Annotated in this window: 8 protein-coding genes; 2 read left to right on the top strand and 6 right to left on the bottom strand. The window is 44.8% G+C overall.

All coding sequences use genetic code 11. The features are described from left to right. The first annotated feature begins 147 nt into the window (after positions 1 to 147). Positions 148 to 1,197: a linear amide C-N hydrolase gene (locus ACK8P8_RS14645; protein WP_369860323.1), complete on the top strand. Its 1,050-nt coding sequence runs from the start codon at positions 148 to 150 to the stop codon at positions 1,195 to 1,197. A gap of 92 nt (positions 1,198 to 1,289) precedes the next feature. On the opposite strand, the gene ACK8P8_RS14640 is transcribed toward ACK8P8_RS14645, so the two are convergent. Then, positions 1,290 to 2,252: a helix-turn-helix domain-containing protein gene (locus tag ACK8P8_RS14640; protein ID WP_186976018.1), complete on the bottom strand. Its 963-nt coding sequence runs from the start codon at positions 2,250 to 2,252 to the stop codon at positions 1,290 to 1,292. A gap of 574 nt (positions 2,253 to 2,826) precedes the next feature. Between ACK8P8_RS14640 and ACK8P8_RS14635 the strand changes: the two genes are divergently transcribed. Beyond that, positions 2,827 to 4,266 carry a carbon starvation CstA family protein gene (locus tag ACK8P8_RS14635; protein ID WP_099291566.1) on the top strand — a complete coding sequence of 480 codons (1,440 nt, stop codon included), beginning with the start codon at positions 2,827 to 2,829 and terminating at the stop codon, positions 4,264 to 4,266. Between the two features lie 98 nt (positions 4,267 to 4,364). On the opposite strand, the gene ACK8P8_RS14630 is transcribed toward ACK8P8_RS14635, so the two are convergent. Genes ACK8P8_RS14630 through ACK8P8_RS14610 form a run of 5 tightly spaced genes read right to left on the bottom strand, consistent with a single transcriptional unit; the run spans position 4,365 to position 13,824 of the window. Then, on the bottom strand, positions 4,365 to 6,650 hold the full coding sequence (locus ACK8P8_RS14630; RefSeq protein WP_292265373.1) for a TlpA family protein disulfide reductase: 2,286 nt from the start codon (positions 6,648 to 6,650) through the stop codon (positions 4,365 to 4,367). Between the two features lie 23 nt (positions 6,651 to 6,673). Continuing rightward, complete coding sequence (locus tag ACK8P8_RS14625) at positions 6,674 to 8,227, bottom strand: PKD-like family lipoprotein (RefSeq protein WP_186976021.1); 1,554 nt, start codon at positions 8,225 to 8,227, stop codon at positions 6,674 to 6,676. Between the two features lie 11 nt (positions 8,228 to 8,238). After that, positions 8,239 to 9,006: a DUF4843 domain-containing protein gene (locus ACK8P8_RS14620; RefSeq protein ID WP_292265370.1), complete on the bottom strand. Its 768-nt coding sequence runs from the start codon at positions 9,004 to 9,006 to the stop codon at positions 8,239 to 8,241. Between the two features lie 9 nt (positions 9,007 to 9,015). Next, entirely contained in the window at positions 9,016 to 10,461 is a 1,446-nt protein-coding gene (locus ACK8P8_RS14615; RefSeq protein WP_369860324.1) for a RagB/SusD family nutrient uptake outer membrane protein, read from the bottom strand. 18 nt (positions 10,462 to 10,479) lie between these two features. After that, complete coding sequence (locus ACK8P8_RS14610) at positions 10,480 to 13,824, bottom strand: SusC/RagA family TonB-linked outer membrane protein (protein WP_369860325.1); 3,345 nt, start codon at positions 13,822 to 13,824, stop codon at positions 10,480 to 10,482. Positions 13,825 to 13,880: the final 56 nt, after the last annotated feature.

Raw genomic sequence — 13,880 nt, 5'->3', positions numbered from 1 at the left:
TATTTGATGTTTAGATTCTAACATGACAAATATATCGAATTTCTACCAAATAAAGATTCACTCTATCAGCGAATAATATTTGATTTTCATATAATTTCAAGAAACTTGTCAAACGTAATTTCCGTTTAACACATAAAACATTAAAGTATGAAGAGGAAAACATTATTTATCGCAACATTATTACTGGCAGGAACGCTGGTATCGTATACCGATGCATGTACCCGAGTGGTATATATCGGACAAAACGGCATGGTCGTAACAGGCAGGACGATGGACTGGAAAGAAGATTTAAAGTCAAATATTTACGTGTTTCCCAGAGGGATTGAGAGAGCGGGAGCCGACAAAGGGAACACGATGCATTGGAAATCAAAATACGGTAGTGTCATCACCGCCGGATATGATATCGGTACTTCCGACGGGATGAACGAGAAAGGATTGGTTGCCAACCTCCTGTATCTGGCTGAATCCGATTACTACCGTCCGAATGACACTCGTCCGGTAATGGGAATCAGTATATGGACACAATACGTGTTGGACAATTTCGCCACGGTAGACGAGGCGGTAAACGAATTGCGCAAGGAAACTTTCCGCATTGACGCACCGGATATGCCGAACGGAGCCAAATCAACATTACATCTTGCTATCTCGGATGCCTCGGGTAACAGTGCCATTTTTGAATACATCAAAGGCAAATTGGTCATACACGAGGGGAAAGAATACCAAGTGATGACAAACTCTCCTTCCTACGAACAGCAAATCACGTTGAACAATTACTGGAAGCAAATCGGCGGTCTGGTGATGCTACCGGGCACGAACCGTGCAGCCGACCGTTTTGTCAGGGCTTCCTTTTACATCAATGCTATCCCGCAAACAGACAAACAACAGGAAGCCGTGGCTGGAGTATTCAGTGTTATCCGAAATGTATCGGTTCCTCTCGGGATTTCAACTCCCGATCAACCGAATATTTCCTCCACGCGTTGGAGAACTGTTTCAGACCAAAAGAATAAGGTTTACTTCTTTGAATCTACAATAACCCCGAATGTATTCTGGCTTGACTTGAAAGGTCTGGATTTCACGGAAGGAGCACCGGTAAAGAAACTGAACTTGGCAAACGGAGAAGTTTACGCCGGAAATGCCGATAAACACATAGTTACAAGTCCCTCGTTCAAATTTCTGTTCGAAGCGATTTATAATTAATAAAACCATAAAGAGGGGGAATTAAAATCCCCCCTCTTTATGGTTTTATAGACCTTATTGTAATTGCCGGATTCACGACAACGGGACACGAATCACAACGTGGCGACTAATTCTCTTTGACTTTTAAAGAAATGTATCCGCTGTAAATCGCCGCTCTCGGATATCAATGTCGAGAATCTTTTCAAGGAAAGAATCCAGCTTTTCACGCTCTCGAAGGTCTTATCGTCCAAAGACGCTATCCCGTTCAACGTGAATGCCTTTATCAGACTAAGGTTATATTTCTGCGTGTGAACATAGGAGTACGTCGTGTCGAAATTAATATTGGATATATAAAAATGTATCCTGTTCCCGTTATCGAATCTCCCTTTTGCCGCCAAGCGTTCCAAACAATTCAAAAAATGGAACAATTCTTCTTTCAATTCCTGCACGTCGGCATTGGATATCAGGTTCACGCTGGCAAAATATTTGATATCATTGATCAGGTAAAGGAATATCATGTTATCGAATATATAACTCGTGTCTTTTACCCGACGAGCCTCCACGACCAAATCCTTCTGTATACGAACTAACCGTTCCTCCGGTACGATTTCATGTAATGTCTTCACGGAATCCAACCCGTCCCTTTGGGCTTTCCACTTGAACAGGTAGAACCTTGAAAGAAATTTGTAATCCTGATAAAGGGGTTGCGGCAGTATGTTCGTGGAAGATGCACTCTCGGAATAGGTTTTCTCGTCAAGAGTCCGGAATACATCCACGTAATTCTCCATCATCAGGAAATCCGTTTCCAACGGGTTAAAAAACTCTGTCAACTTCAACTGGAAAGGCCTGCTTTTCGGGGACACGGATTCCAAAAGACTATCCACCGAAATATTCATTTCTTTCGAGATTAGCGCCGTTTCCAATAACGTGAAAGGAACATCCCCCCGTAACCGACGATATATCGCCTCCTTCCCAATACATAATATATTTCCCAGAACACTCGCCAAATTTTCCTCGTGAGGCACTTTCGTTCGTATGGCATTCAATAAGTTATCATGCAAAACTTCTTGTTTCATTTTTCCTTTCCGTATTTTTAAATATTCTTTTGCCGATAACATACGCCTCCTTCGGATGACTCGACCAAGATACGATATTTTCAAAATAAACCAAACAAGATTTTATAATATCATTTCCATTTTTTCCTATAAAATCAAATTATCGAAAATAATCCCGATTTCCGGTAAGTATCATTCCAAATGACATCCATTTCAAAAAATGAGGATTCCAACATTAGACCAAGGCTTTATTTTCAAAAATAAAAACACACGCCTGATTTTCCTTTATATTTAGAACTGACAGAGGTGAAAATCCTCATTGATTCCTACTGTAATTAGAAAATCACTCTATACATTTGTCATGTCACATCACTAATGGCCACATCCAATTCCACATCCAGAAATAATCCGTAGAACGGATTATATCAATATCGTGTCCCAGGCCAGGCGATCAGATCTAGCGCACCTCAACTACCTTCAATGCCAGACTGGTCGCCATTTCTTTTTTACCCGTGCGTGCATTTTTTTCGTCTTTAAAGACTTACTTTTCAAACTCATTTTTATAACTTTGTGTTCGTGCAAAAATTTCAAGCAAATGCTAACATTTATTATTTCAATCGGATTACTAATCGTCGCTTATTTCACCTACGGGAAATTTGTTGAACGATTTTTCGGGGCATCATCCACTATCGCTACCCCAGTAAAACGTCTTGCAGACGGAGTGGATTACCATGAACTGAAGCCTTGGCGTATTTTCGTGATTCAGTTTTTAAATATTGCCGGATTGGGTCCCATCTTCGGGGCAATTCTCGGTGCCGCCTACGGTCCCATGGCTTACGTGTGGATCGTTGTCGGTTGTATATTCATGGGCGCCACTCATGACTATTTTTCCGGAATGCTATCTACCCGTCACGACGGGACCAGTCTGCCCGACATCGTGGGCAAATACCTCGGTAACGGGGTGCGCAAGTTCATGACGTTCTTCACGGGCTTTCTGTTGCTAGCCGTCGGGGTTTCTTTCGTGAACGGTCCGGCAGAACTATTAGGCAGCCTGACCAAGATGAGCATGACGCCTTGGTTATACATCATATTTGCTTATTATATTATAGCGACCTTATTACCAATCAATAAGATAATCGGTAAAATCTATCCGTTCATGGGTGCCGCCCTGATATTTATGGCTGTCAGCGTGGGAGCCTATTTGCTTTACGGCGGATTTAGCGGAGAACTTGTTTTGGAGAACCTGACTTTCGATTCCATGCGCAATATGCATGCCGATCCGCAACACAATATTCTTTTCCCGATGTTATTCATCGTGATTTCCTGTGGAGCCATTTCCGGTTTCCATGCCACGCAGTCGCCCATGATGGCACGCTGCATGACAGACGAGAAGTACGGGCGTCCGATTTTCTACGGGGCAATGATTTGCGAGGGTATCGTTGCCATGATCTGGGCCACGGCAGCCATGGCATTCTTCGGTGGAGCGGAAGGGCTGAATACGGCAGCAGAAGGAGGTGCAACCCCGGCAATTATCGTGAACCAGATATGTAACTCTTGGCTGGGACGCTTCGGAGCAATTATTGCCATCATCGGCGTGGTCGTTTGTCCCATCACTTCCGGCGACACGGCATTCCGAAGTATGCGATTGATTATCGCCGACGCCTTGAAATTTAACCAGAAACCGATTAAGAACCGCTTGATGGTATCCATTCCAATTTTCGCGGTCGCCTACCTGCTCTGCAACGTGGATTTCTCCACTATCTGGAAATACGTGGGAATAGGTAATCAAGTATTGGCAACCATCACCCTATGGACAGCCGCCACTTATCTGGCAAAGAAAGGCAAACCGCATTGGATGATGTCGCTTCCGGCAACATTCCTGAGTGTCGTGTGCGCTACCTATTTTATGATTGCCCCCTACAAGGTCGGCGGATTATTTATTGCTCCCGCCATCAGCTACCCGGTAGGAATCGTGGTCGGACTCGGGTTATTCGTGTTATTTATTACGAAAGTAGCAAAGCATAAAACTACCTAAACACGCCTAGAACAAGAGCGGGGAATTTGCAATGAAGCCGTGCGATAGATGAGAAGCAATAATATCTCTCGTTATGCAAATCCCCCGACTCTAAAATTTTATCTCATCATCATGGATGTTTTGGGTTTACTTTCGTTTACCAATTCTTCCAATTTATCCATCAAGGCTTTTCCTCGCAAATTGGTTCCCACGATACGTCCCTCTTTATCCAACACCAAAATATAAGGTATTCCCGAGAATTGATACTGTTTCATCACGTCTTTCCCGGCTTGTGGAGCGCATACTTGTTCCCAAGGCATATTTTCCTCTACCAAGGCTTTTTTCCAAGCGGCATCGCTCTTGTCGATAGACACGCTGAAAAAAGCCACTCCTTTGTCCGCGTACTTCGCATAAGCCTCTTTCAAGTGAGGAATCTCACCCCGGCAAGGACCACACCATGAAGCCCAAAAATCCATGACGAGATATTTCCCTTTAAAATCTTGCGGACCTAAATTCTTTTTCCCGTCGGGAGTCGGACAAGAAAATTCAGGTGCCATTCCACCTTGTTTTATAAGCTCCTGTTGTGCACGAGCCGCTTTAAAATCTTTCACTGCCACGCTAGTCGGATATTTTGCCTCCAGTATTGTCAAGACTTTCTGAACTGTTTCGGTATACTCTTCTCCTCGCAATTTGGCAAGGACTGTTACCACGGCTTCCCGGTCTGCATATTCCTCTGCCCAATGCAGCAAACGTCCGGACATATCATGACTAACTACTTCTCCCAACCGTGTCATCAACTGTTGTTTTACAGAATCTGCAACTCCCGCCTGACTATATACCGGACGGGCAAAAGCTCCCGCTAACTGTATATTCCGGAAAGCCTCCCAATTCAATTTATCCAACACTTCATTGTTTTTTCCTCCGGCAACACGAATATACACCGGACGAATAACTTTAATTTTGGCATTCCCGAAACCGGGGAAATCAACCTGCACGTCTTCATCACCTGCCCAAAATTCAACTCGCTGTCCGCCCTGACACTCCAAAATATACACACCGGGTTGTTCCACCCTCATTTTCAATTCATAAGTCCCATCCGATTTTGCCTCACAAGAATCTATCGCTTGCTTGGAAAACCCTTCCTTCTTGAGGACTCTGATGATATTTCCTTTATCACTCAAAGCCGCAATCTTTCCGGTTATCACGATCGTGGGACGGTAATTCTTGTCATTCTTCTCCGGGTGTCTTAGCTTATCGGCAACAGCTAAAAAAGAATTCTTTAATGACGCCGATTCCTTTGCATCCGGCTTCCGGTCACAAGCCATAGCAAACTGTTCCATCCACTTTGCCACCTCTTCACGCACGGTCATATCCTTGCATCCGACATTCACTCGTAACCCCCAATTATACACGACAAAAGTATTATCTTCACCCGCTTGCAAACGTTCATTTCCCAACTGCACGTACTCTTCCCAATCTCCCGCTTTCATGGCATAATTCATACGGGCATCACTGATAATCTGTCCTTTCCTATCTATATCCTTTTTCATCAAATCTCGGACATACTTCTCGAATCCTTTTTCATCGAATACTCCGATCCCGTCTTCTACCTTCCAGTATCGGTAAGCACCACCATTGTACAATTGGAATAATTTCTTTCCTACCTCTTTCTCCCCGTACAAATTAATAAACTCTTTCCGATTCTTGTACACGTATTTAGCCTCATCAGAATCGACATCCTTCACGTATTTTATAAACAAATCCCAATACTCCCGTTCTTTTAACTTGGTTTTATCCAACGTGTCAAAATAGTCCAAACAGATATCTGCCGATTTCTTTCCCTCCCCGGCAACATCCAGCACTTCCATGTACTTCTGTATAAAACCGGGCTGACGATTTCCTTCCGCATACATCTTATTCATTGAAGTATATCCGTTTCCTTCAATCGCCCGGACTGCTTCCCTTAACAGAATCTTCCCGTCCGGAGCCCCCACGATACGATGTGACATATTGCCGTCTTCATCCAAAAAAAGTAAAGTCGGGTACCCTGTCACCTTGTATCGTTTGTTCAATTCTTTCCCCTGAGCGGTTCCCATGTCCATCTTCACGTTGATAAAACGGGAATTAAAATATTCCCCAACTTCCGGCTTGGTAAATACTTCTTGTGCCAACCTTTTGCACGGTACACACCACACGGTATAGCAATCCATAAAAATCGGCTTACCGGTTTTCTTCGATTCGGCTAATGCCTCATTCCAAGAACCTTCAAAAAAACGTATACCCGTTTCTACTTCTGCTTTCGTTTGCACGGGCTGGGCAACTGTCATTTGAGCCCGAGAGTCTTTCACATCAGCCAATAACATCCCAATGATACTTACGATCGTAAGTAAATAACAATACTTCATATCCTTTTAATTTATAAATTAGTTTACTTTATTTTCCATCCCATGTCTTTCACTTTCCCGAAACCATAAAACGGTTTTTGAGTACTCAAATCCACCGCACCGCTGGAAGGATTCACTCTTAACTGGTACACCGTTCCTTTTCCTTCCTGTTCGTTATACGTGGCAATATACAACACTTCACAAGCATTAGGCGGAGTATTTGCCATCATCATCGAACCCTGATAATATTTCTGCAACCGGATACAAGTCACCTCATCCCCGTTCGGGTCTTCCCACACGGCATCACCGGTACTGTTCGTAGACTTATAATCGTACAGGTACACTTTACTACCGGCTGCATAATAGAGTATTTCCCCCTTGTATCCGGCGGTCATAGAAGAAATCCCATCCGACAGTCCTTTACAATTTGCCATATCATACTTCCCGACGCCTATCATATTTTGAGTCATTATACTACAAAAATCGGCTGCCAGCAAATAGTAATGTTCTTGCCTGTCTTTCATGATCACGTATTCATAATGACTCCAACCGTAATCACTCATGACCAGTTCCAATCCCACATCATTACAATCGAACGCAATCCCCGCACTCTGAATAGGCAAAGCGACAACCTCCGTCCGATTCGATTTTATACACATAAACTTCCGGTTCTCCTGATCATACACGACACCGCTATAACCGGAACTCATATTCGCGCACCATTTTGCCAGTTTTCCATACTCCCCGGTGCAAGGTACCCCGAAAAACAAATTCGTCCGGTCCGCCCCGCTCGTGGAAAAATTAACCGTGTGCATCTTCCCGTCATTCATTACTAATTCCCGTTTATTGTAAAAAGCGGTATAACAATCAGGAGCCTGTACAGAAGGAGTCGTCCAGAACATATCATTGAATGAATATAATTTACTGAAGGAAGAGGGTGCCACGCCAACCATATCTTTATCGGTCACCGCTATTACTGCCTGCGGATTCGTGGAAACGGAATACAGCAAACGAACAGGTTTACCGTCCAAAGGGACATCATTGAACGTCGAATATATATCCACCCATGTTTGTTCCCTAGTCACGTTCGGGGCTATCAGTTTATCCACGATCAAACCGACATCCGTTTTACCATCCCGTTCGTACAACACCATCCATCCCTCGCTCAACGCCGCATTCACTTTCAACCCGAATTTCATAAACTCCCGGGTATTCGTCTGTTTGTTCAGTACCGTGAACACCAATTCCCAGTTCCGCTCTTCCAACTCCACGGGAATCTTCAATTCAATCTGTTCGGCGACTGTATCCCGATCCGCGATCGGGGTTCCCATGCCCTGTTGATAAACTACCCAACTAAATTCCAACTCCGGGTATTGCGCCTCGGAACCATTCACCAGTTTTCCCTTGTAATACACCTTCAAAGGAATGTCCAGAACATCCATCCGGGCAATAGAATAGTCCGCTTGAATCAACCCGCCTGTCGAATCAATAACAATCTCGTCCAATTCCCGGTAATCGTAATTACCCTTGTCGTCGTAACACGCCCATAATCCCGTACAGGCAACAATCAGCGATATAATATATTTCAAAAAATTCATAGCCTTACACTTTAGAAAGTTATCGGTCCGTATTCATCCGATAGCGGACGATCCGGGTTCTCCGGGTTATTATTGTACTCCTCAACGGCAAGCCTGCATTTCGCCTGTAAATACTGGGCTTCAAAATAAGATATCTCGTAAGGTGGGGTAGGTGTACCTTGATAGATCACCCGAAGAATTATTTTTCCCGTCACCTTAATCATAAATTGATACTTCTTATGACTATACGTGCCAAAAAACTTCTTTAACGGCTGGTACGTTTCCGGATCGTCATCCCAATATTGAGGTTTTTCCTCCTTATCCTTGATATTCAATTTTAGAGAAGTATATTCCTTCGCTCCTGTTTCAAATCTTTCATTTTCCTTCAAGCCGAAAGAAAGAGAGAATATCTTATTCTTAAAATCTGACGTATTCTTCAAATATATCGGGAAACTTCCCCCGGTAGTCCCTGCCTTTAACACGTAAGACGGCAACACGTAATGCTCCCCGACAATCACTGTCGAGGCATCACCTCCCGTGGCTTCCAATTCAAACGTGTAATCCTCTTTCAACGGCACTCCCGCCAACTTCACGTAGAACATTACCGAGTCCAACTCCGTATTCAGCGGGCGGAACGCGTAATTGTATTCCGTACTATCCACTCTTCCTTCCAAAGATTCGGTTCCGAACCAAAGATTCAATGCACGCGACTCCTCATCAAACATCAGTTTGTCGTCTTCCTCGCAGGCACACAACACCAAAGCGATGATAACACCCAAATATATCATTTGTCTTTTCATAATACCTCCTTATTTATTGCTTACCCAACCCGGATTCTGTAACTCTGCTTTCGGCATCGGCAGTTTGTACACCCCCTGACCGATCACGTCCGCATCCGTCCCTTTGATCATCGGTAAATTCAACCGCTTGTAATGAAAAAATAATTGTCCTTCCCCGATTATTTCCTTCCGGAATTCAGACAACAGAACAGCATCAAAATCCGTCACATCAGCCTCTCCCAAGTCTGCAACGCCCCTGTGATGCCGTACTTCATTCAACGCTGCCAACACATCCCCGGATGTATAATGACGACACTCGGCAAGGATATAGTACATTTCCGACAAACGGAGCAACGGCATCTTGTTCCGGTAAGACGCCGGCCAAGCGGTAGTACCATTCCCTTCCAACTGATCGTATTTTTTGAGGTAGCGCAACGTATTACTCAACCCGGTGCCGGTTTTGAACTGGTACAAATAACGATAATCCTGAGCCGACTCGTAATACCCCAATAATGTTGACTCGCTCACCGCGAAAACAGAATTACTCCCGGAGAAATACTTCTCGGCACGACTTCCCAGCGTCACCACGTTCAAAGCAAACAAATGTTCCGTGGAAAAAGAAAGATCCGCCATTTTCTCGTCCGTCAAATTGGACTGTTTCACCCACTCGAACTTACCGGACTCGATGACCTCCGAGGCACAACTTGCAGCATTCGCGTAATCTTTCTTGTACAGGTACACCCGTGCCTGCAATCCTTTCACCGCGTAATAGTTCAAGTGAACCTGTCGATGAAGTAAATACCCGTTATCGTCGGTTTCCGTGACGGTCTTTCCCGTGTATATCGGGTCATTTTTCAAGTACTCCAATGAAGCTCCCAGCTCCTCCAGCACCTTGCCGACAACCTCCTTCACCGTTCTCTGCGGGAAGGTTTCCGGCGTGTAAGCCGTCACGTAAGGAATTGCCATCTTATCCGGATTCTCCGCGTAGCTTGCCCCGAACAAACGTAACAAATCAAAATGCAGGAATGCACGCAAAGCCAAAGCCTCCCCTTTAATCACGTCATAATTCACACCCGAAAATACCGACTTTTTGCCGTCAATCTCTTCCAGCAGTTTATTGGCATTGGCAACCGCGTTATACAAACCGTTCCACACGGAATCAATCCGCACCTCCGGTTTCGTATTCTCGTATTTATAGTCCTTATCGTCAGTATAGTCTGTCGGCAGATTATCCCACTCCTGAGCCAACACGCCCAACATCCCGAAAGTCAACTCTTTGCCGTAAAGATATTCCTGTGTCATGATACTGTAGACACCCGCCAACGCTTCCTTGAACCCGCTCTCGGAAGAATACAGGTCCTTGTCCTTCACCTGTGATTTCGGCTCTACGTCCAACCAATCGTTACATGATGCGAACATCAGCAAAACCAAGCCGCAACACAGGTATTTTCCGTAATTATTTATTTTATTTCTCATAATCCTGTTCTGTTATCGTTAAAAAGTTGCCTGCAATCCCAAAGAATAAGTTCTGGCGAAAGGATACTCTAATCCTCTTTCGGCCTTTACCGAAGATACCCGAAACACATCCGTCATATAGAACGACATTTTCAAACGTTCCACGAACTTCGATATATGTAAATGCCGGAAATCATACGACACGTTCAACGAGGCAAGTGACAATTCGTTCAAACGCTCCACGAATCGGTCAGTCGGACGGGTTGTCGTCGGCGTATCGGAAATCTTTTTGAAGAAAGTGACATCACCGGCTTCTTTCCATGTTCCCGTGAATACCCGCTTGTCCACGTTATACTGTATATCCACGTTCTCCACCCGGTCTACCAGAGTCTGGTTGTAATAATCACCCCCCAACTTGTAACTGAAAGAGCAATTCAATGAAATTCCCATGTATTCGGCATTAAACCCGAAATTACCCTGCATCTTCGGATTGGACTCGCCACACACCACTTGATCATTGATATTCCACACGTAAGTCTTCTTCCCATTACGGTCTAAAAACATCTCGCTACCAGTTGCCGGATCAATCCCTAGCGAGCGTACCGCCCAGATAGCACTCGTGGATTGCCCCTCTTCAAAACGGGTATACGGTTTCGAGGGATTCACGTCGTCATCATCCTGTGCCTCGTTCGATTTCGTCAAGGCGTCAGAGATTTTCACGATCTTATTCTTGTTGGAAGAAACCGAACCGAAAACCGTGAAATAGGAATCCTTCTCTATATTATTGTATAACTTCCAACTCAACGTGGCATCAAATCCCCTGTTCTGCACCTCTCCCAGATTTTCCTTGAACGTACTGAATCCCGTAGAACCCGACAAATCAAAATCCACCAGCAGATTATCCGTGTTACTGATATAATAATCGAAACGTAACGTCAACCCGTCCAATAAACGGGCATCGAAACCGATATTGATGTCCCTTGTCTGTTGCCATTTCAACTTATCGTTTGCCATACCCATCAAATACGCGCCCACGATATTATCATACTCGGCACTCGTGAAATACTTGTATGTAGCCATCGCTTGATAAGGGTTGAAATTCTGACTTCCGGTATATCCTATTGAAGCCCGTAATTTCAGTTGATTCAGCCATTCCTGATTGCTTAGAAAACTCTCGTAGTGCATATTCCAGCCGATACCGGCAGACCAGAAACTCCCCCAACGATTGTCAGCCCCGTACACCGAAGAACCGCTCAGACGATAGGAAAGATCCGCCAGATACCGGTTATCATAGGAATAATTGACGGCTCCCACCACACCGATTTCCCGGGTTGTGGCATCATCTCCCGTCGGGGTACCGTTCTCCGCATACTGCTTGGCAAAAGCGACATGATCTACTTTATCGTTCAAAAATCCCCATGCCTCCATACCGTGGTAATCATAACTATCCTGCTGTATATTCCAGTTCAGGTTGGCAAACAGTAAATGTTTGTCCCACTGCTTGGAATAATTAAATGTCGCATCAATCTTCAATGTCTTGTTCGTTCCGTCTTTGATATAATAAGACCCCCGTTTAAAATAATCATCCCCCGTCCAATCGGCAAACTTCGTGTGATTACCCGGGTAAAAATCTTCCCGGCTATCCTGTTTTTGCGTGTAACCGAAACGACCGATAAACTTCAAATCCGAGAACATCTGCCACTCGACGTAAAAATTATCGGTCACTTCCGTGTACTTCGAGAAATTCTTCGTCCCGAGGGTAGTATTATACAAGGGATTGTAATACACCGTTGCCGTTTGCCAATCTCTCGGTTGGAATTGTCCCAGCACCCGCTTCAGATTCCCGTTCTCGTCACGAGGGCTCCAGTAAGGATTCAATTTCGTGTACTCGGAAAAACTACCATAAGGCGAATCGTTCGCTTTATTGAAAGTAACGCTCAACACGTTCCGGAATAACAAACTTTTGTAACGATACGACAACGTGATCGCCCCTGCCACGTTCTCCCTATCGGAACCTTTCATGACTCCCGCGACCTTGTTGTAAGACACGTCAACCCCGTAACGCAGATAATCATCTCCCCCTTCCAGATACAAGGAATGTTTGTGTCCCACGCCTGTCCGCAACGGCTTTGCCAACCAATAGGTATTAACACCCCGGGCGATATCTTTTTGTATCTGATTGTATTGCTCCATCCGGAATTGAGTATCTTCCGGATAATAAGCCGTGTAACGTCCGGCATCCAGTTCTACCTGCAATTTCTCCCTCGCGTTACACAAATCATAACTCGTCAGATCCGGTCCCGTGATATTCAGGTCCCCGGAATAAGTCACTTTCAACATTCCCTTTTCCGGCTGTATCGTTTCGATTACGACCACCCCGTTAGCGGCACGCGAACCGTAAATAGCTTTGGCTGCCGCGTCTTTCAAAAGCGTAACCGAAGCCACCCGGTTCATGTCAAGGTCAAACACTTTCTCCGTGGTCGCTTCAAAACCATCCAAAATGAAAAGAGGCTGATTCGGGTTGGAACTGTAATCACCTTTCACGTTCGGTAAACTGGAAGCCCCCCGAATCTGAATATCCGGCATACGGTTCGGGTCGGAACCGAAATCCACGCTCTCCGTCACGATGAACGAAGGGTCCATGTTCTTTAAACTTTGCAAGATATTCTGATTCCCCAAGCGCTTTAAATCCGCTTGCTTGAAAGTCGTGGCAGCACCCGTGAAACTCTCCGCTTTACGGGTAAAGATACCCGTAACCACCACTTGTTCCATCTCCATCACGTCGGGTTCCATCGTCACGTTCAATTCCTTCTCACCCCGGTAAGTAACTTCTTTCGTCTGCATCCCGACAAACGAGAAAACCAAAACAATATCCCCGTCCGACGACACGGGCAGCTTATACTTCCCGTCCACATCCGTGGCACATCCCAACGTAGTCCCCTTTACAACAACCGTCACCCCCGGCAACGGTTCTCCCCGCTCATCCTTCACCGTCCCGGAAATCATACGCGGCTCCACGCGAGTAACGCTACTTTTCGTACTTTTTTTAACAACATACACGCCATCCACTTTCGAGAACTCGAATCCCGTTCCTTCCAGAATCTTCCCGAGAGCCACATCAACAGGAACGTTCTCCAGATTCAATTCTTTACACTTCTGATCGCCCAAGAGTTGCCGGTTAAAAAGAATCTCAACCCCGGTCTGATCCTTGAATTTGATCAAAACATTATTCAGGCTTTCAGCTTTAGTGCTAAAGATTACCACACGAGTCGAATCCTCCGTTGCCGCATGAGCCAACGAAACGAAAAACAACAAGTACAACACCAACAACATTTTTCGTGAAAATACAGACTGAATATGCCTGTCAGGTGTCTTTTTTTTCATACATTTGTTTTATTAATTCGTTAATATTAATGAATCAGTGGAGAATGTCATCTAAA

Origin of the sequence: Butyricimonas muris (genome assembly GCF_046365375.1) — a bacterium.
Taxonomy (GTDB): Bacteria; Bacteroidota; Bacteroidia; order Bacteroidales; family Marinifilaceae; genus Butyricimonas; species Butyricimonas muris.
The sequence above is the reverse complement of the archived record's forward strand: the minus strand, read 5'-3'. Positions and strand labels throughout refer to the sequence as shown.